This is a genomic window from Actinomycetota bacterium, from assembly GCA_030684515.1.
Lineage (GTDB): Bacteria > Actinomycetota > Actinomycetes > S36-B12 > S36-B12 > UBA11398.
Map to the genome: position 1 here is coordinate 250,273 of JAUXVJ010000016.1, position 21,097 is coordinate 271,369.

Sequence of the window (21,097 nt, forward strand, 5' to 3'; positions counted from 1 at the left end):
TTCTCATGTTGAAAGTGGCTCTGCCCAACAAGGGGCAATTGGCTGAACCTGCGCGCGCAATGCTTCAGGAGGCGGGCTATCTGCGCAGTGCAGGAATCCGCGACCTGGTCGTGAACGACCCGGTCAATGATGTCGAGTTCTACTTCCTTCGCCCCAAGGACATCGCACTGTATGTCGGTGAAGGCACTTTGGACATCGGCATCACCGGCCGCGACATGCTGCTGGATTCTGGAGCGCAGGCAACAGAGTTGCTTTCGCTTGGATTTGCGCCCTCGACCTTCCGGTTGGCTGCTCCGATCGGCAAGTACGACTCGGTCGCTGATCTGGCGGGCAAGCGCATCGCAACTTCCTACGACGGACTCCTACGAGCATGGCTGTCGCAGACGCAGATTGATGCCACAGTCATACGGCTGGATGGAGCCGTTGAGAATGCCGTCGCGCTTGGCGTCGCCGATGCCGTCGCTGACGTGGTGGCCACCGGCACCACGATGCGGCGCGCCGGCTTGGAAGTCATCGGAGAGCCCATCCTCATCTCCGAGGCTCTGGTCGTGCAACGCATCGATGCGCCGGCGAACCCTGCGGTCGAAACGGTGATTCGGCGCTTGCAGAGCGTGATGGTCGCCCGCACCTTCGTCCTGGTCGACTACGACATCCGCCAGACCGCGCTCGCTGAAGCGTGTGCGATCACGCCCGGTATCGAATCGCCAACTGTCTCGCCACTGCAGGACTCGGATTGGTCAGCTGTTCGGGCAATGGTGCCAGCCACTGATATTCACCGCGTCATGGACGATCTCTATGAGCTTGGCGCGCGGGGAATTCTCGTGACCGATATCCACGCCTGCCGCCTGTGACGTGACCCACCCAGATCTAGGTCGCGGTCGTTCTTTGGCCTCTCCCGCATTCGCTGGCGATGACGGCGCTGCTGATCCTGTCCTGCGTCGGTCCTTGGCTCAGGGCGCAGTAGCCCTGACCTCTGGCATTGCGCGGGATCTTCCACTTGAGTTGCTGATGGACTCCAGACTCCTTGTCGCAGTGGTGGCCACGGCCGACGAAGTCGATGATGTCGGCGCCGACAAGGACAGTCACATGTCCGTAGTCTCGATGGTCAGCGCGACAGGAGAGCGAGGGCTCCTGGCCTTCACCGGCCTGGATTCGATGGCAATGTGGGACCCGCAGGCAAGGCCAGTGCCGATTTCGGGCCCGGACGCGGCAAAGGCAGCACTTGACGACGGTGCCAATGCACTGGTGATCGACGTCCAGGGACCAGCCCGCCATATAGTCGCCGGGGAGCGTCTTGCCTTCCTAAGCAAGGGCTAGTGGCTGGGATTTCTTTGGACTCACCTGTGGCTGCTACCCTTTGCCTCGATTGATCTGGCTCTTGGGCTGGATCGCGCAAGAGGGGCTCCGGCTCCCACCCGTCCGTCGCACCAGATGGCCCGGGTCACGCGCTCAGGCACGCTTGCCGTGCCGGTTCGTGCTGTCGTCTTCTTGCGCTGCGTCGAGGGTCATCTCTTGGCACAGATCGCGCTGCACATCATGTGCAGCAACTGACCGCACGAATAAGGAGGCGCCATCAGCGTCGAACCACGAATCAACGACCGCATTCGCGTTCCCGAGGTCCGTCTTGTTGGACCCAATGGCGAACAGGTTGGCATCGTGCGCATTGAAGATGCGCTTCGACTAGCCGTGGAGGCCGATCTCGATCTCGTCGAGGTTGCCCCGATGGCCAAGCCGCCAGTGTGCAAGCTCATGGATTTCGGCAAGTTCAAGTACGAAGCCGCCATGAAGGAGCGCGAGTCGCGTCGCAACCAGACGCACACCATCATCAAGGAAATGAAGCTTCGCCCCAAGATCGATTCGCACGACTACGACACCAAGAAGGGTCACGTCGAGCGCTTCTTGAAGGCTGGAGACAAGGTCAAGATCACGATCATGTTCCGCGGTCGTGAGCAAAGCCGCCCAGAACTTGGACTGCGACTATTGGCCCGCCTTGCTGAAGACGTGCAAGAACTCGGATTCGTGGAGGCAACTCCCAAGCAGGATGGCCGCAACATGATCATGGTGCTGGCTCCACATCGACGCAAGGCTGATGTCCCCAAGCCGCAGACTGCAGCCGAATCCTTGAAAGAAAGCGTCCAGGAAGTGCACGCTGACGCTTCCTGAGCACAACGCGACCTCGGTCGCACCAAAGCCCGAACTACCGAACAACAAGCAAAGGATCGACATGCCGAAGCAGAAGACCCACAGTGGCGCCAAGAAGCGCTTCAAGGTCACCGGAACTGGCAAGATCACGCATGAGCAGGCGAACCGCCGCCATCTGTTGGAGAGCAAGTCCTCCAAGCGCATGCGACGCCTTGAGGGCGACAAGATCCTGGCCCCAGGTGATGCCAAGAAGGTAAAGAAGTTGCTCGGCCGCTAGCCGACTGACCCCCCAAATATTTCGCCGCGTTCATGTGGCAGAGAAGTTCAGGAGACAAGCAATGGCACGTGTAAAGAGAGCAGTAAACGCGCATAAGAAGCGCCGCGAGATTCTGGAGCGCGCAAGCGGCTACCGCGGTCAGCGTTCGCGCCTGTACCGCAAGGCCAAGGAGCAGGTCACCCACTCCATGGTCTATGCCTATTCCGATCGACGCACCCGCAAGGGTGACTTCCGTCGGCTGTGGATCCAGCGCATCAATGCCGGCGCGCGTGCCAATGGCCTGACCTACAACCGATTCATTCAAGGCTTGAAAGAAGCCAACATCGAGGTCGATCGCCGCATGCTGGCCGAGCTCGCAGTCAATGACCCGGCTGCATTTGCCACGCTTGTGGAAGTTGCTCGGGCCGCAATCCCAGCCACTGCATAACCTTGCTCGGCAATGTGCCGACCTTGACCTCTCGTAGTTCTGATCGGGTGGTCGCGGTTCGGCGACTGCACTCTCGGAAGGGCCGGCGCGATGCCGGCCTTTTCCTTGTGGAGGGGCCACAGGCCGTGCGCGAATCTGTGGGCTCGGGTCTGCTGGTCGAGGTCTTCTTGACCGAGGGCTTTGCGTCTGAGTTTCTCGATGTGCTTGTCGATGTGCCGCTGACCTACGTCAGCGAGTCGGTCATGGAAGCACTGGGGGAGACCCGCGCGCCACAAGGAATAGTGGGGGTCTGTCGCTGGACTTCTGCTGCGATCGCGGATGCAATCCCCGGCGGCGGGCCGGCGTCAGTCCTGCTCGACGGGGTCAGCGATCCGGGCAATGCCGGCACCATCATTCGTTCCGCCGATGCAGCTGGCGCTGCAGGCGTTCTGCTGACCGCTGGATCAGTGGATCCAAGCAATGGCAAATGTGTGCGAGCCAGTGCCGGGTCGATCTTCCACCTGCCGATCGCCACCGATGTCCAGCTGGCTGAGCTCGCATCTGCCATTGATCCTTCTCGCATGCTCTTCGCAGTTGCAAGCGGCGATGCTGCGTTGGATGTCTTTGATTGGCTAGGTTCAGTTCCAAGTCACCAGTCGATTTGCTGGGTGTTCGGAGCCGAGGCGCCAGGAGTGAGCCAGGAAGCCCGAGACCTGGCTGATGTTCAGGTGCGAATTCCGCTCTATGGCCGTGCGGAATCTCTCAATGTTGCTGCCGCAGCAGCTGTATGTCTGTACGCCGATGCCGCAAGGCTGCATGGGAAACTGAGGTAGTCAATGCGAAGGGATGTGTCATGACCTACCTGAAGCTGCCCATATTTGAAGAGACCGGCTTTGTCATCGTTGATTCCTACGATCAGTCGGTTGATCCAAAGGAGTGGGAGCAGTTGATCTACGTCGACTGGAAGTCCTCGGGGGACACCAGATTTGCTCCTCTTGCGAGCGCCTATGGCGAGATTGAGTGTGACGGCTTCTGGAATCATGTGCCGCCCAAGACCGACAAGGATGGTGTCTGGGTTCCCGAGAACGTGGCCCTCGCACCCGTCCTGACTCAGCGTGCCCAGGAGTTCCAGACCAACATCGGACGTTGTCGAGTCATCGAGTTGCAGCCCAATACCTATGCCGATGCCATCTACAACCTGCACCGCGACGACAACAATCGCCTGAATCCGGACGGCACCGGCTGGATTGTGCGTGCATTCTTCAATCTGACCGATAATCCGGACTCAGTCATGTTGCTCCGCGAGGTCAAGGACGATCCATCGACGGAGACTCTCGTGCCGCTGCCCGCCGGCGCTCAGGTCGTCATCGATACCCAGCGGCTGTACCACTCCGTGTGGCACCCAGGAGACCAGCCGAGGTACTGCCTGATCACCTCGGTGGAGTCCAATCAAGGCCTTGATGATTGGATCGCCGAGCGCCATCCAAAGGTGTACGCCGAAAGTCCGCAGTTGGATCCTGCCTTTGTTGCAGCGGCTCAGGCCGAGGCAGAAGCGAAGGCCGCAGCTCGGGCGGCAGCAATCGCAGCTCGCGGCAAGGACCCTCGTTTCGGCGATGGCACCATGGTGTTGGCACAGTCAGGTATGGACGAATACGGCCAGGAAGTGATGTCTGAAGCATGACCGATGTTCCATATGAGGCAGTCCTTGATGCACTCGAGGCCGAAGCCATCCATATCTACCGTGAAACGGCAGCCGCCTTCCGCAATCCAGTGCTGCTCTACAGCATTGGCAAGGACTCATCGGTGCTGCTGCACCTGGCCCTGAAGGCGTTCGCTCCTGCAGCAATCCCTTTTCCAGTGATGCACATCAACACCACTTGGAAGTTCAAGGAGATGATCGAGTTTCGCGATCAACGAGTGCGCGAACTCAACCTTGACATGCGCGAGGCACGCAATGAGGCCGCTATCGCTGAAGGTGTCGATCCATTCACCCACGGCACGCACGAGTACACACGCATCATGAAGACAGTTGCGCTGCGCGAAGGCATCGACAAGTACGGATTTGATGCAGCAATCGGCGGCGCCCGTCGCGACGAAGAACGCAGCCGTGCCAAGGAGCGCATCTTCTCCCTTCGTGAGCCTGGCCACCGCTGGGAGCCACGCAAGCAGCGACCAGAGTTCTGGCGCACTGCCAACACCACCTTGTCCGAGGGCCAGTCGATGCGAGTCTTCCCGCTGTCGAACTGGACCGAACTCGATATCTGGCGTTACATCCGTCGTGAGAACATTGCGATTCCCACCCTCTACTTCGCCAAGCCGCGACCCGTGGTTGAGCGCGAGGGTGCGCTGATCATGGTTGATGACGAGCGCTTCCCATTGCGCGACGGAGAAATACCCGAGATGCGTTCAGTGCGCTTTCGCACCTTGGGCTGCTATCCGCTGACTGGCGCGGTTGAGTCCACCGCCGACAACATCGACGACCTCATCACCGAGATGGAAACATCCAAGCTCTCCGAGCGTTCAGGAAGACTCATCGACGGTGAAGGCGGCGGTTCGATGGAAGCCAAGAAGGCAGAGGGCTACTTCTAATGTCCACGACCACACCTGTGTTGCACTTGGTCACCTGCGGTTCAGTCGATGACGGCAAGTCCACCTTGATCGGACGGCTGCTTGCTGAGACCGACAGCGTGCCGAGTGATCAGCTTGACTACGCGCGCCGCACTCGTCGCGGAGGCTCAACTGTTCCGCTCGGAGAGATCGATTACTCCTTGCTGACTGACGGCCTTGAAGCTGAGCGTGAGCAAGGCATCACCATCGATGTGGCCTATCGCCACATGAACCTGCCTAACGGTCGTCGCGTGCTCATCGCGGACGCCCCAGGTCATGAGCAATACACCCGCAACATGGCAGTTGCGGCTTCCAACGGAGATGTTGCAGTCTTGCTGGTCGACGCCGCCCGTGGTGTCCGTCCGCAAACTCACCGGCATCTCACTGTCTGCGCGCTGATGGGCGTCAAGACAGTCATCATCGCGGTCAACAAGATGGATCTCGTCGACTACGACCATGCGACGTTCGAAGAGATCGTCGGCACCGTGCGCGTCACCGCAGCACGACTTGATGTTGAAGAAGTGCTGGCAATTCCGATGAGTGCCTTCTCTGGTGACAATGTCACCAAGCGTGGCGACTCGATGGCTTGGTATCACGGACCGACCCTGCTGGAGACCCTTGCCCAGTGGCAGCCTGGCATTGATCCGGTCGAAGGTCCGTTTCGATTCCCCGTGCAGTACGTGGTGCGCGCCGACGGCAACTTCCGCGGATACGCCGGCACTGTTGTCTCAGGTTCGGTGAAGCCAGGCGACGACATTGTCGTAGCCGATTCTGGTCGCACCGTGAAGGTGGATCGAATCGTCACCTACGACGGCGATCTTGACGTGGCGGTCGCGGGGCAGGCAATCACGCTGACTCTCGATCACGAGGTTGATGTCACTCGAGGTGATGTCCTTGCCGGGGATGATCAGTTACAGCCCGCTGACCGCTTTGCAGCGGACATGGTGTGGCTGAGTGAAGAGCCACTTGCGCATGGTCGTTCCTATCTTCTGGTCTCGGGTTCACGCTCAGTGCCTGCCACCGTCACGAATGTGCGCAATCGCCTCAATGTGGTCACAGGTCACGAGGATGCCGTTCGCATCCTTGAGATGAATGCCATTGGCCGCGTCGAGATCGCAACGGACCGCCCACTGCCCATGGATCCGTATAGCGTCTCGCGCGACACAGGTGGTTTCCTGCTTGTGGATCGCGTCACAGCAGACACAGTTGCCGCGGGGCTGACGCGGCACGCCATGCGCCGCGCATTCAACGTGGTGCCGCATACCTACGACGTGGACCGCAGTGCCCGTCAACTCCTCAATGGACATTCCGGCAAGGTGCTCTGGCTGACTGGTCTGCCCGGTTCGGGCAAGTCCACTATTGCTGATGCTGCTGTCCGCAAACTGCATGCGCTGGGCGTGCACACCTACGTGCTTGATGGTGACAATGTGCGCACCGGCTTGAACAAGGATTTGGGTTTCACACCTGAAGACCGCGCCGAGAATGTGAGGCGGGTAGCCGAGGTTGCCAAGTTGATGATGGACGCAGGCGTCGTGGTGCTGGTAGCACTGGTTTCGCCATACCGCTCAGACCGTCGAGCTGCCCGAGACATCTTTGAGTCGGAAGATTTCATCGAGGTCTATGTCGATACGCCCGTCGAGGTGTGTGCAGAGCGCGACCCCAAGGGCCTGTATGCCAAGGCGGCCGCGGGCAACTTGCCCAATATGACTGGCGCCGGTCAGGCCTATGAGATTCCGGAGCATCCAGATCTGGTGCTGCGGGGCGAAGGAGACCTTGACGCCACGGCCGAACAGGTCGCCCGCGCCATCCTCGGTGAGTGACATACTCGGCGCCTGATGTCTGGACCGAACGCGTCATTTGACCCCAAGCAGGTCTCTGCACTCAATGCGGAATCTGTGCAGGCCGTCGTTGCCGAAGCGCTCGCTGCGATTGCCGCATGTGCAGATCTGACTGAGCTGAAAGATGTACGTCTGGCACATGCTGGCGATCGCTCACCGCTGGCGCTGGCCAACCGCGAGATCGGTGCCTTGCCTCCGGCCGCAAAGGTCGATGCAGGCAAACGCATGGGGATTGCTCGGCAGGAGATCAAACTTGCACTTGAGAAGCGCGAAGCCCTACTGCTGGCAGCTCGCGACGAGCAGGCGCTGACTGAAGAAACTGTGGACGTCACCTTGCCTGTCTACGACAAACGCGTTGGTGGGCGCCACCCGCTCACCACCTTGATGGAGCGCATCTGTGACGTATTCGTCGCGATGGGCTACGACATCGCCGAAGGACCTGAGGTCGAAGCAGAGTGGGTGAACTTCGACGCGCTCAATTTGCCTCCAGATCACCCAGCGCGCTCGATGCAGGACACCTTTTACGTTGAATCTGCCGACAGTGGGGTAGTGCTGCGCACGCAGACTTCGCCGATCCAGATTCGAGCGATGCTTGATAGTGAAGTCCCGATCTATGTCGTTGCGCCTGGTCGCGTTTTCCGTACTGACGAGCTGGACGCCACGCACACCCCGGTCTTCCACCAAGTCGAAGGATTGGCTGTTGACATCGGCATCACGATGGCTGACCTCAAGGGCACACTTGACCACTTTGCTCAGGAGATGTTCGGCGCAGGCATCCGCACGCGCTTGCGTCCCTCGTATTTCCCCTTCACTGAACCCAGTGCCGAGGTGGATCTGCAGTGCTTTGTCTGCCGGGGGGAATCCATTGGCAACCCAGACCGTCCCTGCCGCACCTGTGGCAGCGAAGGCTGGATCGAGTGGGGTGGCTGCGGCATGGTGAATCCTCGGGTGCTGCAAGCTGTTGGCATCGATCCTTCGGTCTACCGTGGCTTTGCATTCGGCATGGGGATCGAACGGACGCTGATGTTCCGCAATGGCGTGACGGACATGCGCGACATGGTCGAAGGCGATGTGCGATTCACCCGCGCTTTCGGATTGGAGTCCTGATGCGGGCGCCGGTGTCGTGGTTGCGGGAGTTCGTTGAAATCCCCGCTGATCAGACTGGACGGGCAATCGCTGAGCACCTCATCAACGCCGGACTCGAAGTTGAGACCGTTGACGTCGTCGGCCTTGGTGTCGATGGTCCGGTGGTAGTAGGTCAAGTGCTGAGCGTTGAGGAGCTGACCGAGTTCAAGAAGCCGATCCGCTGGTGTCAGGTCGACGTCGGTTCAGAGCATGGCGCGGTTCGCGGCATTATCTGTGGGGCTCGCAATTTTCATGCCGGCGACCATGTGGTGGTGGCCCTGCCGGGCACGGTACTGCCAGGTGGCTTTGCAATCGCGCAGCGCGAGACCTACGGCAAGATCTCCGACGGAATGATCTGCTCGGCCCGTGAGCTTGGGCTCGGCGATGATCATGACGGCATCATCATTCTTGAGCCAGGCACGGTTGTCGGCTCGGACGCCAAGCCAATCCTTGGCGTGGGCGAAGAGATCCTGGACATTGCTGTCACCCCAGATCGTGGATACGCCTTGTCCATTCGCGGGCTTGCCCGTGAACTGGCCATTGCCTATGGAGTGGCATTCGCTGATCCGGGCCTTGCCCTGGCGCAGCTTCCCGCTCCAGTTGCGGGCGGCAAGCCAATTGAGTGCGGATCAGATGACGAGACCTCATGCGGGCTGTTCACCCTTCGCACGATTGCCGGCTTCAATCCCAAGGCGAGTTCGCCTTTGTGGATGCAGCGCAGATTGCTCGACTGCGGCATGCGTCCGGTGTCCTTGGCTGTTGACGTCACCAACTACGTGATGCTTGAACTTGGACAGCCACTGCACGCCTTCGATGCCGACAAACTGCGTGGTTCTGTGCGCGCCGGACATGTGCCTGCTGGCACGAAGTTGGAAACCCTCGATCATGTTGAGCGCACCTTGGCAGCTGATGATCTAGTGATTCTCGATGATCGTGGCGCGATCGGCCTGGCCGGAACCATGGGCGGCTTCGCAACGGAAATCGACCAGAACACCACAACAATCGCGCTCGAGGCCGCGCACTTCGCTCACGGGGACGTTGCAAGAATGGCCCGCCGCCACAAGTTGTCATCTGAAGCCTCGCGCCGATTTGAGCGTGGAGTTGACCGTGTGCTCGCGCCTTACGCTTCAGCGCGCGCTGCGGCGCTGCTGCTTGAGTTTGGCGGCGGTAGCTACTTGGGGATGACTGCTGTTGAGGCGCCGCATCGGCCTGTCGTCATCTCCCTTTCCGTTGATGAGCCCTCTTTGGTCGCCGGCATGCCAATTGCAGCGGGAACCGTCATCACGCTGCTGCAGTCAGTTGGGTGCGAGGTGGTGTCGTCGGAGGCAGAACTTCTCGTCACCGTTCCGAGCTGGCGTTCAGACATCACCGACCAGGCAAATCTGGTCGAAGAAGTGATTCGACTGATCGGTTTTGACGCGGTTCCTGCCACTCTTCCTAAAGCCGCGGTTGGACATGGCCTTTCCAAGGCCCAACGTCTTCGTCGCCTTGTTGGGCTGACGCTGGCTGCACGTGGTGCGCTTGAAGTGCTGAACTATCCCTTCGTCGGTGAAGCCGAACTGGCTGCCCTGCGAATTGGCGCTGCTGACCCACGCTTCTCCAAAGTGCGGCTGGCCAACCCGATGTCCGATGAACAGCCAATGCTTCGCGCCTCGCTGCTGCCAGGACTTGTGGCTGCTGCGCGCAGAAACATCGGCCGGGGATTTGACGATCTCTTCCTCTTTGAGCTCGGCGCCGTTGTCCGTGGCAGCGTCGGCGCACAGGCGCCGCGTCCGAGCGTTGATCGTCGACCAGATGAAGAGCAGTGGTTGGCATTGAACGCCATGCTTCCAGCACAAGTGACGTCTCTTGCGGGCGTGCTCATCGGCAATGAGCGTCAGCGTTCCTGGTCCACATCAGAACAGGCATACGAATGGTCTGACGCAGTGGCCAGCGCGCAGGCAGTGGCAGATGTCCTTGGCCTGCAGTTGATCGCGTCTCGCGGAAATGATGCGACTTTCCATCCCGGACGCTGTGCGCAACTGCAGATTGGCGATGCAGTGGTCGGAGTTGCGGGTGAATTGCATCCGCGAGTGCTGGAGGATGCCGCACTGCCCGCGCGAAGCTGTGCCTTCGAACTCGATTTCGACCTGCTGGTGCTTGCTGCTGTGGAGGCCAGACCAGCGCCAGCGGTGTCCGCGCAGCCAGTGGCCAAGGAGGATCTGGCTCTGGTTGTGCGTGACGAAGTATCAGCGGCACAGATCCAGGCTGCCATCCAGGCTGGGGCAGGGGATCTGCTGGAGTCGGTGCGGCTGTTTGATGTCTATCGCGGTCAGCAGGTTGCTGAGGGCTCCCGTTCACTGGCCTTTGCCCTGCGCTTTCGGGCCGCCGATCGCACTTTGGAGGCCGCAGAAATCGCTCAGGCCAGACAGGCCGCCATTGACGAGGCCCACAATCGCCATGGAGCAACCCTGCGCTGATCGAGAATATGCGCGTATGCGTATACTTCTGCCATGGTCAAGATCAGTGTTGCGGGTGCCTCGGGGTATGCCGGCGGTGAATTGCTGCGGCTGCTGCTGTCGCACCCGGAAGTGGACATCGCTGCGATTGCAGCGGGCTCAAATGCCGGGGAGCCAGTTCTTGCCCTGCACCCCAATCTCTCGCAGTTGGCGGATAGACGCTTTGAAGTCACCAGCGCGCACACTCTCGCCGAAGCCGATCTGGTGTTCCTGGCTCTCCCGCACGGAGAGTCCGCTGCCTTGGCTGAGCAATTGCCAGCGTCTGTGTCAGTCGTAGATCTCGGCGCAGATTTTCGCTTGGCTGATGCTCAAGCCTGGGAACAGTTCTACCAACTGCCGCATGCTGGCACTTGGACCTATGGGCTTGCAGAGCTCGATGGCAATCGCCAGAAGATCGCGAAATCAACCAGGGTGGCCAATCCGGGGTGCTACCCGACTTCCGTGGCTCTTGCCCTGGCGCCGCTGTTGAGCCAGGGCTTGATTTCAGCCGACGGCATCTCGATCGTTGCCGCGTCTGGCACCTCCGGCGCCGGACGCAAGCCGACAGATTCCCAACTGGCTTCCCAGGTGATGGGTTCTATGTCGGCATACGGGGTTGGCGGGGTCCATCGCCACACTCCAGAAATCGAGCAGTCTCTAGCGCGCGCGGCGGGTACGGCCGTCACGGTCTCGTTCACGCCGTTGCTGGCTCCGATGTCTCGTGGCATGTTGTCCACGTGCTCAGCTTTGCCAACGCCTGGCACGTCCGCCGCTCAACTGCGGGACGCGCTCTCGAGCGCGTTCGCAAACGAGCCATTTGTTCAACTGCTGCCTGAAGGATTCCTGCCTCAGACTTCTTCGGTCTATGGAACAAACGCAGCGCAGGTGCAGGTGGTGCTTGACGAACGAGCCGGCCGGGTCATCGCGATCTGTGCACTGGACAACCTCGGGAAGGGCGCCGCAGGTCAAGCCCTCCAGAACGCGAATCTCATGCTCGGATTCCCAGAGACCCTCGGACTGACATGCAATGGAGTTGCACCATGAGCGTTACCGCTGCCAAGGGCTTCAGTGCGGCTGGAGTGAAGGCAGGGCTGAAGGCTTCTGGCAATCACGATGTCGCGGTGGTGCTGAACGAAGGCCCAGAGTTCACAGCTGCTGGCGTATTCACCAGCAATCGATTCAAGGCTGCTCCTGTGCTGTGGTCCCTGCAGGTGCTTGCCGATCGAGAGTTGAAGGCGGTTGTCCTGAACTCCGGTGGCGCCAATGCCTGCACTGGTCCAGATGGTTTCGCCGATACCCACCACACGGCCGAGTACCTTGCAACAGTCCTCGCTTCGCGTGGAACGCAATTCGGTGCTGGCGAAATCGCCGTGTGCTCAACTGGTCTGATTGGCGAACGCCTCCCGATGGACAAGATCTGTGCAGGTATTGACGCTTCGGTGGCAGAGTTGTCGGCCAATGGTGGCGACGATGCCGCGTTGGCCATCATGACCACTGACAGCGTGCCGAAGAAGAGCGTCGCCGCCGGTCAGGGATATCTTGTCGGCGGAATGGCCAAGGGCGCCGGAATGCTGGCACCAGGTCTGGCGACGATGTTGGTGGTCATCACGACGGATGCGATCGTCGATGCGGATCTTGCGGATTCGGCCTTGAGACAGGCCACGGGCATGAGCTTTGATCGCATCGATTCTGACGGCTGCATGTCGACAAATGACACCGTGCTGCTGCTTGCCAGTGGTGCAAGCGAGGTACGTCCTTCGGCCGAGGAGTTCACCGCCACCTTGACGACTGTGTGCGCAAGTCTGGCGCTGCAGCTCATCCACGATGCTGAAGGTGCATCCAAGGACATCAAGATCGTGGTTGAAGGAGCACTGACGGTTGACGACGCGCTTGAAGTGGGACGGGCCATCGCTCGGAGCAATCTGCTGAAGTGCGCCCTCCACGGCGAGGATCCCAACTGGGGCCGAGTCCTGGCCGCGGCTGGGACGACCAAGGCCGTCTTTGATCCTGATCAGGTCGATGTTGCGATGAATGGCATCTGGATCTGCAGGAGTGGTGGTCTCGGCGAGGATCGTTCACTTGTGAGTCTTGCTGCCCGTGAGATTGAGATCACCGTCGTGCTGAATGCGGGTACTGCTGGTGCCACCATCTGGACCAATGACCTCACGGCTGACTACGTCCACGAAAACTCCGCGTACTCCACCTGATCCCCGACAACTAAGAGGACGCAATGACTGATCTGAATCTCGCCTCAGCAAAGGCAGCGGTGCTGGCAGAGGCCCTGCCCTGGTTGGAGCGCTTTCACGGGGCCACGGTGGTCGTGAAATACGGCGGCCATGCAATGACTGATGACCTGCTGAAGGCGAGTTTCGCTGAAGACATTGTCTTCATGCGGCTCGCCGGTTTGCGACCAGTTGTTGTGCACGGAGGCGGACCTCAGATCAATGCGATGCTCGACAAGCTCGGCGTGCAGTCAGAGTTCAAGGCTGGCTTGCGAGTCACTACTCCAGAAGTCATGGATGTCGTGGGCATGGTGCTTGTCGGTCAGGTGCAGCGAGAGCTCGTTGGGCTCATCAATGACCATGGCCCATTTGCCGTTGGCATGTCAGGAGAAGACGCGCACACCTTCATCGCCGAACGCCACACGGCAGTCGTTGACGGTGTGCCAACCGATATCGGTCTCGTTGGGGATGTTGTTGAAGTCAGGCCGGATTTCGTTGTCAAGCTCCTTGATGATGGCTTCATCCCGGTGGTGTCCACAGTTGCTCGCGACGTGGATGGCGTGATCTACAACGTCAACGCCGACTCAGCGGCAGCCGCACTTGCTGAGTCATTGCATGCCACGAAGTTCGTTGTGCTGACTGATGTTGAGGGTTTGTATGCCGATTGGCCAGATCGTGAGTCGATCATTCGGCAAATCGAAGTCAATGATCTCAGAGCCTTGCTCCCCAAGTTGGAGTCGGGAATGTTGCCGAAGATGGAGGCATGTGTGCGGGCCATCGACGGGGGAGTGCCTCAAGCTCATGTGATCGACGGACGGGTTGCGCATTCTGTGCTGCTGGAAGTCTTCACCAATGACGGCATCGGCACCATGGTCTACCCGGGGCTGTCATGAACTGGCAGGACCGTTGGGAGACAACGATGATGCGCAACTACGGCGTGCCGCCGCTCCTGCTGGTCAAAGGGCGAGGCTCGCGTGTGTGGGATGACTCCGACAAGGAGTACATCGATCTCATCGGTGGCATCGCCGTCAATGTGCTGGGCCACGGGCATCCGGATCTCGTTGCCGCTGTCACCGACCAATTGCAGACCATTGGTCACACCAGCAATCTGTATGCAACCGAGCCTGGGCTGGAACTTGCCGAACGGCTGGTTGATCTCAGCGGTGCGCCGTTGGGCTCGCGCGTCTTCTTCTGCAACTCAGGTGCCGAGGCAAACGAGGCTGCATTCAAACTCACGCGGATGACAGGACGCACGCACATTGTGGTCGCTTCGGGTGGCTTTCACGGTCGCACGATGGGCTCTTTGGCCCTGACTGCTCAGCCAGCCAAGCAGGATCCCTTCCGGCCCTTGCCAGGTGAAGTGACCGTCGTGCCTTTTGGCGATGCTCAAGCGCTTGAAGCTGCGGTGACGACTGAGACGGCTGCGGTCTTCTTGGAGCCCATTCAAGGTGAGAACGGTGTGATCGTTCCGCCGGATGACTACTTGATCGCCGCGCGAAGCATCTGTGATCGCACAGGGGCGCTGTTAGTCCTGGATGAAGTGCAGACTGGCATTGGTCGGACCGGTGCATGGTTTGCCTTCCAAGCCTTCGGCATTCAGCCTGACGTCCTGACTCTGGCCAAAGGCCTTGGCGGGGGTCTTCCGATTGGCGCGATGGTGGCCTTCGGTGACGCAGCCACGCTGCTGACTCCCGGCTCCCACGGCTCCACTTTCGGTGGTAACCCGATTTCGACGAGGGCAGCCCTGACGGTGCTGGACGTCATTGAACGCGAAGAGCTGCTCGCTCGGGTTATTGATTCAGGGGCAAAGCTCAAGGCCCAGTTGCCGGAGGTATCAGGTGGCAAAGTCGGGGCAGTGCGTGGACGTGGGCTGCTGCTGGCTGCCGAGTTGCATGGAGTCACCAGTGCTGAGGTTGACCTCGCCTTGCGGACAAGCGGAATCCTTGCCAATCCGGTCACCGCGGATGCCATCCGGCTTGCTCCAGCACTCAACATCTCTGATCGTGATCTTGACGACACAGTTACTCGGTGGGGCGAGGCATTCGAGACACTTGGGGTGAATCTGTGAATGTCCCAAAGACGATGGCTGCACGTCGCACTCGAATAGAAGCGCTCATTGAGGAGGGTGCGGTCCATTCGCAGGAGCAATTGCGCGAAACCTTGGCAGCCGAAGGACTCGACGTCACCCAGACAACGCTTTCACGAGATCTGGATGCGCTCGGCGCAGTGAAGACTCACGATCCTCAACTCGGATCTCGCTACGTCATCGCGCGCAGTCAGGTGGTGACGCACCTCGCGATCCCGAACACCATCGGGCGGGTCGTCACCGATGTACTGGTGGGCGCTCAGCCCGCGCAGAACATCGCTGTTCTGCACACCCCACCCGGCGCTGCTCACTACCTCGCTGGCTACCTCGATCGTGCCCACTTTGATCAGATCGTTGGCACGGTGGCCGGCGACGACACGATCATGGTGGTGATGACGACGAACCAGGCTGCTTCGGATTTCTGTGCGAACCTGCTCTCACTCGCTGACAGGCGGGCCGAAGCACCAGCTCGCGACAACAACCAGAGGAGAACATCGTGACCAAGGCGCAGCCAACCCGCTTGTGGGGCGGGCGATTTGCCGACGGTCCCTCTGATGCCATGGCCGCGCTAAGCAGGTCTGTGCACTTCGATTGGCGTCTTGCGCCATATGACATTCAGCAGACTCAGGCGCATGCCAAGGTGCTGAATTCCGCCGGGCTCCTCACCGATCAAGAACTCAGCCAGGTCTCCGCCGCCCTGTCTGCCCTGCTCGATGATGTGCTCAGTGGTGCAGCTCAACCGGCTGCAGATGATGAGGATGTGCACACTGCAGTTGAGCGTCAGTTGATCGAGCGACTCGGTGAACTCGGAGGCCGATTGCGTGCCGGACGTAGTCGCAATGACCAAGTAGCGACCGACTTTCGGCTCTATTTACGAGATCAGGTGCGATACCTGGCGCACGAAGTCATCGATTTGCAATCAGCATTTCTCGCGCAAGCGCGTGCCCATGTCGAAACAACCTCGCCAGGATTCACGCACTTGCAGCATGCGCAGCCGGTGTCTTTCGCCCACGAACTGGCCAAGCATGTGCACGCTCTTGGCCGTGATCTGGAAAGGCTTTCAGATTGGGATGCGCGGACTTCGCGCTCACCGCTGGGCGCGGGAGCACTTGCCGGTTCATCGCTTGGCCTTGATCCACAAGGCGTTGCACTTGATCTGGGGTTTGAACGGGCGCTTGGCAATTCCATTGACGCGGTGAGTGATCGCGATTGGGTGGCGGAGTTCCTCTTTGTAGCGGCAATGATCGGCGTGCATCTTTCGCGCATCGGTGAAGAAGTCATCTTGATGACTTCACGGGAGTTCTCATGGGCAAAGCTCGATGATGCATGGTCAACGGGATCCTCGATCATGCCGCAGAAGAAGAATCCTGATGTTGCCGAACTCGCTCGCGGAAAGTCCGGGCGACTCATTGGCAATCTCACTGGGCTTTTGGCAACCCTGAAGGCTTTGCCCTTTGCGTACAACCGCGATTTACAGGAAGACAAGGAGCCGGTGTTCGACACCCTTGATCAACTGCACCTTGTGCTGCCAGCTATGACAGGCATGATTGCAACCTTGAAGTTCAACACCGAAGTGATGGCCGACTCTGCGCCGCAGGGCTTCGCGCTGGCAACGGACATTGCTGAATGGCTGGTGCGTGAAGGCGTGCCGTTCCGTGAAGCGCATGAGATTGCCGGTGCCTGCGTGCAACAGGCCGAGGCCAAGGATGTTGAGTTGTGGGATCTCAGCGACGCGGACCTCCTAGTTATCAGCACGCACCTGACGCCCGCGGTACGTGAAGTGCTCACCGTGTCTGGTTCGCTCAATTCACGGTCTGCGTTCGGCGGTACGGCGCCTGTCCGCGTGTACGAGCAACTCGATCAGCTCGATGTGCTGGTGGCCAGTGAGCGCCAACGTTGGTTGATCTGAAACAGGCAGCGCATGTCGTTGCGCCGCAACTGCTTGGTGCGCTTTTGGTCTCCCGGGTCGATGGTCAACGAGTCGCAGTACGCATCACTGAAGTTGAGGCATATGCCGGTGAAGGTGTCGATCCGGGTTCGCATGCCTTCCGCGGTGCGACACCGCGAACTGCGGTGATGTTCGGGCAGTCGGGACACGCGTACGTGTACTTCACCTATGGCATGCACTGGTGTTGCAACATCGTCACCGGCAAAGTGGGGGAGGCTGGCGCAGTGTTGATCCGCGCTGGTGAGATCACTGAAGGACTCCAATTCGCGCGTGCACGACGGAGCACAGCAAAGACCGATCGTGAACTCGCGCGGGGTCCAGCGCGACTGACCAAGGCTCTGGGGATTGATGGATCGCTGAATGGCGTCAACCTCTTTACGAACACTGGCATCCTGCAACTTAGACCACCAATGAGGAGCGCCGACGAGTTCGCTGTGAGTGCTCGTACCGGTGTGGGCGGCCCAGGCGCGCTCACTCCCTGGCGCTTCTTCTTGTCAGATGAACCAACAGTCAGCAGGTACGTGCCCGCGAGGCGTTTGCAGCCCAGAAGCCGCAACCTGCATTGACGATTTCCATCAATGCGTAAGGTGCTGCCGTGATCGACATCATCGACGAGTTGCTCTGGCGCGAACAGATCGCACAGAGCACAGATCTGGGTGCCTTGCATGAGGCCTTGTCTGCTGGACCGATGACTCTGTATTGCGGCTTTGATCCGACCGCACCGAGCCTTCATCTGGGCAACCTGGCTCAGATCCTCACGGTGCGCCGCTTTCAGCAGGCGGGGCATCGGCCTTTAGCCCTTGTGGGCGGAGCCACTGGACTGATTGGCGACCCTAAGTCAACTGGCGAGCGAACGCTGAATTCCCAGGAGCTGGTGGCGGACTGGGTCGGACGGATCCGCGCGCAGTTGGAACGCTTCTACGACTTCGATGGGCAAAATGCTGCGGTTGTCGTGAACAACTATGACTGGACTCAGGGGATGTCCGTTCTTGAGTTCCTGCGCGATATTGGCAAGCACTTCAGCGTCAATCGCATGCTTGATCGTGAGGCCGTAGCAGCGCGCTTGGCCAAGGACGGCATCTCATACACCGAGTTCAGCTACCAGTTGCTGCAGTCCTTTGACTACCTCGAGCTGTTTCGCCGCTACGGCTGTGTGCTGCAGACTGGTGGATCAGATCAGTGGGGCAACATCACGGCCGGCGTTGATCTCATCCGCCGGACCGAGCAGACGTCGGTGCACGCCTTGACCACGCCCTTGCTCACCAAAGCCGATGGCACCAAGTTCGGCAAGACCGAGACAGGCACGATCTGGCTGGATCCTGGTCTCACAAGCCCATACGACTTCTTTCAATTCTGGCTCAATGCTGATGACCGGGATGTCAAGAACCTGTTGCACACCTTCAGTTTCAAGTCCCGTGAGGAAATTGGCGAGCTCATGCTCGCCACGGCCGACAGGCCCCATGAGCGGGCCGCACAGCGTGCACTGGCCGAAGAACTCACCGATCTGGTGCATGGCTACCAGGAGCGCATCAGCGCCGAAGCCGCCGGCAGAGCGCTCTTTGGGCACGGCGATCTCGCTGCACTGCCGCAGGCAAACTTGGCCGCGGCGCTGCGTGAGGCTGCCTTGGCGTCTGTCCAGGCCCAAGAAGTCGTAGATGGGGCCCTGCCGGCAATCGATGAACTGCTCACTCGCTGTGGACTGGTCACGAGCAAGTCCGCTGCCCGCCGCACCATCGCCGAGGGTGGGGCATATGCGAACAATGAGCGGATAACAGATGAAAACTGGCGCCCTACAACGGAGAATCTGTTGCATGGTCAGTGGCTGGTCCTGCGCCGAGGCAAGCGTTCGGTCGGCGGGATCCAGCTGATCGCGGCGCCCTAGCCCCGAAAAGGGACCCCGGCTTGACCTCGCGTTAGGCCTTGGCATAGTGTTCTCTACGCCCGCGAGGGAGAAACGGACACCAAGCCGCACGACTCTTCTTGAGTCGATTGCGCCAAGCTAGGCCGGTTCATCGCGAAGCACTGTAGGGCCCGAGCAACACGCTGAACGTGGCGATTTGACCGAGTCAGACAAACCAAGTAAGTTAGGAATGTTGCCCCAAAAACCTGGCGAAAGCCGAGTTATTGGTGCGCGTCCGTACCTTGAGAACTCAACAGCGTGTCATATGTCAATGCCAATACCCCGTTCTGGGGTTTAGCAGCAATGCTGAAAACCAGACGGATTCCTTTGGTAGTACAGAACTAATGAGCAAGTCAGCTCTGTCTGCCAGCATCACAACAATTCATTTATGGAGAGTTTGATCCTGGCTCAGGACGAACGCTGGCGGCGTGCTTAACACATGCAAGTCGAACGGTGAAGGAGAGCTTGCTCTCCGGATCAGTGGCGAACGGGTGAGTAACACGTGGACAATCTGCCCCTGACTTCGGGATAACCCCTCGAAAGAGGTGCTAATACCGGATATGAACCTTGCAGGCATCTGCAGGGTTGGAAAGTTTTTCGGTCAGGGATGGGTCCGCGGCCTATCAGCTAGTTGGTGAGGTAATGGCTCACCAAGGCGACGACGGGTAGCCGGCCTGAGAGGGCGATCGGCCACACTGGGACTGAGACACGGCCCAGACTCCTACGGGAGGCAGCAGTGGGGAATATTGCGCAATGGGCGAAAGCCTGACGCAGCAACGCCGCGTGAGGGATGAAGGCCTTCGGGTTGTAAACCTCTTTCAGCAGGGAAGAAGCGAAAGTGACGGTACCTGCAGAAGAAGCACCGGCTAACTACGTGCCAGCAGCCGCGGTAATACGTAGGGTGCAAGCGTTGTCCGGATTTATTGGGCGTAAAGAGCTCGTAGGCGGTTTGTTACGTCGGATGTGAAATCCTGGAGCTTAACTCCGGGCCTGCATTCGATACGGGCAGACTCGAGTGTTGTAGGGGAGACTGGAACTCCTGGTGTAGCGGTGAAATGCGCAGATATCAGGAAGAACACCGATGGCGAAGGCAGGTCTCTGGGCAACTACTGACGCTGAGGAGCGAAAGCGTGGGGAGCAAACAGGATTAGATACCCTGGTAGTCCACGCCGTAAACGGTGGGCGCTAGGTGTGGGGAGCATTCCACGTTCTCCGCGCCGCAGCTAACGCATTAAGCGCCCCGCCTGGGGAGTACGGTCGCAAGACTAAAACTCAAAGGAATTGACGGGGGCCCGCACAAGCGGCGGAGCATGCGGCTTAATTCGATGCAACGCGAAGAACCTTACCTAGGCTTGACAGTTGGGGAAATCTGGCAGAGATGTCAGGTCCGCAAGGGCCCCAAAACAGGTGGTGCATGGCTGTCGTCAGCTCGTGTCGTGAGATGTTGGGTTAAGTCCCGCAACGAGCGCAACCCTCGTCGTATGTTGCCAGCAAGTAAAGTTGGGGACTCATACGAGACTGCCGGGGTCAACTCGGAGGAAGGTGGGGATGACGTCAAGTCATCATGCCCCTTATGTCTAGGGCTGCACGCATGCTACAATGGCTGGTACAAAGGGCTGCGATACCGCAAGGTGGAGCGAATCCCATAAAGCCAGTCTCAGTTCGGATTGGGGTCTGCAACTCGACCCCATGAAGTCGGAGTCGCTAGTAATCGCAGATCAGCAACGCTGCGGTGAATACGTTCCCGGGCCTTGTACACACCGCCCGTCACGTCACGAAAGTCGGCAACACCCGAAGCCAGTGGCCTAACCCGCAAGGGGAGGAGCTGTCGAAGGTGGGGCTGGTGATTGGGACGAAGTCGTAACAAGGTAGCCGTACCGGAAGGTGCGGCTGGATCACCTCCTTTCTAAGGAGCATCTGACCGGCTTAGGCCGGTCCAGAGCCCCATTCCAGACAAACGTTCTGGAGGGGTAAGCTCATGGGTGGAACATTGACATAGGGTGCGAAAGCACCAAAAACACTTAGTACTGCCGCAAGGCGTGGAACCGTGCTTTTGATTGTGAACAATC

General features: G+C 59.6%; 19 protein-coding genes and 1 rRNA gene. All 20 read left to right on the forward strand.

The genetic code is table 11. From position 1 onward, the window contains the following. Window positions 1-5: 5 nt before the first annotated feature. The 20 genes from hisG (at window position 6) to Q8M73_07810 (ending at window position 20,934) form a co-directional block, all read left to right on the forward strand. Window positions 6-851, forward strand: coding sequence for an ATP phosphoribosyltransferase (gene hisG / locus Q8M73_07715; GenBank protein ID MDP2288439.1), 846 nt, complete (start codon window positions 6-8; stop codon window positions 849-851). A 1-nt stretch (window position 852) separates the two neighbouring features. Beyond that, window positions 853-1,317, forward strand: a complete 465-nt coding sequence (locus Q8M73_07720; GenBank protein ID MDP2288440.1) for an SseB family protein — start codon at window positions 853-855, stop codon at window positions 1,315-1,317. 255 nt (window positions 1,318-1,572) lie between these two features. Continuing rightward, window positions 1,573-2,163 (forward strand): translation initiation factor IF-3, encoded by a 591-nt coding sequence (infC, locus tag Q8M73_07725; protein MDP2288441.1) that lies wholly within the window; start codon window positions 1,573-1,575, stop codon window positions 2,161-2,163. Window positions 2,164-2,224: 61 nt separating this feature from the next. After that, window positions 2,225-2,419 (forward strand): 50S ribosomal protein L35, encoded by a 195-nt coding sequence (rpmI, locus tag Q8M73_07730; GenBank protein ID MDP2288442.1) that lies wholly within the window; start codon window positions 2,225-2,227, stop codon window positions 2,417-2,419. A gap of 61 nt (window positions 2,420-2,480) precedes the next feature. Then, on the forward strand, window positions 2,481-2,846 hold the full coding sequence (rplT, locus tag Q8M73_07735; protein MDP2288443.1) for a 50S ribosomal protein L20: 366 nt from the start codon (window positions 2,481-2,483) through the stop codon (window positions 2,844-2,846). 125 nt (window positions 2,847-2,971) lie between these two features. Then, window positions 2,972-3,658, forward strand: coding sequence for an RNA methyltransferase (locus tag Q8M73_07740; GenBank protein ID MDP2288444.1), 687 nt, complete (start codon window positions 2,972-2,974; stop codon window positions 3,656-3,658). A gap of 20 nt (window positions 3,659-3,678) precedes the next feature. After that, window positions 3,679-4,506 (forward strand): hypothetical protein, encoded by an 828-nt coding sequence (locus Q8M73_07745; protein MDP2288445.1) that lies wholly within the window; start codon window positions 3,679-3,681, stop codon window positions 4,504-4,506. Further along, complete coding sequence (gene cysD / locus Q8M73_07750; GenBank protein MDP2288446.1) at window positions 4,503-5,414, forward strand: sulfate adenylyltransferase subunit CysD; 912 nt, start codon at window positions 4,503-4,505, stop codon at window positions 5,412-5,414. The genes Q8M73_07745 and cysD overlap by 4 nt, the downstream gene beginning before the upstream one ends. Then, entirely contained in the window at window positions 5,414-7,252 is a 1,839-nt protein-coding gene (cysC, locus tag Q8M73_07755; GenBank protein ID MDP2288447.1) for an adenylyl-sulfate kinase, read from the forward strand. Before cysD ends, cysC begins: the two co-directional genes overlap by 1 nt. 15 nt (window positions 7,253-7,267) lie before the next feature. After that, window positions 7,268-8,377, forward strand: a complete 1,110-nt coding sequence (gene pheS, locus Q8M73_07760; protein ID MDP2288448.1) for a phenylalanine--tRNA ligase subunit alpha — start codon at window positions 7,268-7,270, stop codon at window positions 8,375-8,377. Then, window positions 8,377-10,854, forward strand: coding sequence for a phenylalanine--tRNA ligase subunit beta (pheT, locus tag Q8M73_07765; GenBank protein ID MDP2288449.1), 2,478 nt, complete (start codon window positions 8,377-8,379; stop codon window positions 10,852-10,854). The genes pheS and pheT overlap by 1 nt, the downstream gene beginning before the upstream one ends. 33 nt (window positions 10,855-10,887) lie before the next feature. Beyond that, window positions 10,888-11,916 carry an N-acetyl-gamma-glutamyl-phosphate reductase gene (gene argC / locus Q8M73_07770; GenBank protein MDP2288450.1) on the forward strand — a complete coding sequence of 343 codons (1,029 nt, stop codon included), beginning with the start codon at window positions 10,888-10,890 and terminating at the stop codon, window positions 11,914-11,916. Then, entirely contained in the window at window positions 11,913-13,079 is a 1,167-nt protein-coding gene (gene argJ, locus Q8M73_07775) for a bifunctional glutamate N-acetyltransferase/amino-acid acetyltransferase ArgJ (GenBank protein ID MDP2288451.1), read from the forward strand. Before argC ends, argJ begins: the two co-directional genes overlap by 4 nt. A gap of 23 nt (window positions 13,080-13,102) precedes the next feature. After that, complete coding sequence (argB, locus tag Q8M73_07780) at window positions 13,103-13,987, forward strand: acetylglutamate kinase (GenBank protein MDP2288452.1); 885 nt, start codon at window positions 13,103-13,105, stop codon at window positions 13,985-13,987. Continuing rightward, on the forward strand, window positions 13,984-15,162 hold the full coding sequence (locus tag Q8M73_07785; protein MDP2288453.1) for an acetylornithine transaminase: 1,179 nt from the start codon (window positions 13,984-13,986) through the stop codon (window positions 15,160-15,162). The genes argB and Q8M73_07785 overlap by 4 nt, the downstream gene beginning before the upstream one ends. Continuing rightward, on the forward strand, window positions 15,159-15,680 hold the full coding sequence (locus Q8M73_07790; GenBank protein MDP2288454.1) for an arginine repressor: 522 nt from the start codon (window positions 15,159-15,161) through the stop codon (window positions 15,678-15,680). Before Q8M73_07785 ends, Q8M73_07790 begins: the two co-directional genes overlap by 4 nt. Further along, window positions 15,677-17,089, forward strand: a complete 1,413-nt coding sequence (gene argH, locus Q8M73_07795) for an argininosuccinate lyase (protein ID MDP2288455.1) — start codon at window positions 15,677-15,679, stop codon at window positions 17,087-17,089. The genes Q8M73_07790 and argH overlap by 4 nt, the downstream gene beginning before the upstream one ends. Beyond that, window positions 17,077-17,694 (forward strand): DNA-3-methyladenine glycosylase, encoded by a 618-nt coding sequence (locus Q8M73_07800; protein ID MDP2288456.1) that lies wholly within the window; start codon window positions 17,077-17,079, stop codon window positions 17,692-17,694. The genes argH and Q8M73_07800 overlap by 13 nt, the downstream gene beginning before the upstream one ends. Before the next feature lie 29 nt (window positions 17,695-17,723). After that, complete coding sequence (tyrS, locus tag Q8M73_07805; GenBank protein ID MDP2288457.1) at window positions 17,724-19,010, forward strand: tyrosine--tRNA ligase; 1,287 nt, start codon at window positions 17,724-17,726, stop codon at window positions 19,008-19,010. Between the two features lie 403 nt (window positions 19,011-19,413). Next, window positions 19,414-20,934, forward strand: a 16S ribosomal RNA gene (locus Q8M73_07810). The last annotated feature ends 163 nt before the right edge of the window (window positions 20,935-21,097 follow it).

Excerpts from the sequence above, each read along its gene's own strand:
- hisG (MDP2288439.1), top strand. The coding sequence starts at position 6 with ATGTTGAAAGTGGCTCTGCCCAACAAGGGGCAATTGGCTGAACCTGCG.
- rpmI (MDP2288442.1), top strand. The coding sequence starts at position 2,225 with ATGCCGAAGCAGAAGACCCACAGTGGCGCCAAGAAGCGCTTCAAGGTC.
- rplT (MDP2288443.1), top strand. The coding sequence starts at position 2,481 with ATGGCACGTGTAAAGAGAGCAGTAAACGCGCATAAGAAGCGCCGCGAG.
- Q8M73_07745 (MDP2288445.1), top strand. The coding sequence starts at position 3,679 with ATGACCTACCTGAAGCTGCCCATATTTGAAGAGACCGGCTTTGTCATC.
- cysD (MDP2288446.1), top strand. The coding sequence starts at position 4,503 with ATGACCGATGTTCCATATGAGGCAGTCCTTGATGCACTCGAGGCCGAA.
- cysC (MDP2288447.1), top strand. The coding sequence starts at position 5,414 with ATGTCCACGACCACACCTGTGTTGCACTTGGTCACCTGCGGTTCAGTC.
- pheS (MDP2288448.1), top strand. The coding sequence starts at position 7,268 with ATGTCTGGACCGAACGCGTCATTTGACCCCAAGCAGGTCTCTGCACTC.
- pheT (MDP2288449.1), top strand. The coding sequence starts at position 8,377 with ATGCGGGCGCCGGTGTCGTGGTTGCGGGAGTTCGTTGAAATCCCCGCT.
- argC (MDP2288450.1), top strand. The coding sequence starts at position 10,888 with ATGGTCAAGATCAGTGTTGCGGGTGCCTCGGGGTATGCCGGCGGTGAA.
- argJ (MDP2288451.1), top strand. The coding sequence starts at position 11,913 with ATGAGCGTTACCGCTGCCAAGGGCTTCAGTGCGGCTGGAGTGAAGGCA.
- argB (MDP2288452.1), top strand. The coding sequence starts at position 13,103 with ATGACTGATCTGAATCTCGCCTCAGCAAAGGCAGCGGTGCTGGCAGAG.
- Q8M73_07785 (MDP2288453.1), top strand. The coding sequence starts at position 13,984 with ATGAACTGGCAGGACCGTTGGGAGACAACGATGATGCGCAACTACGGC.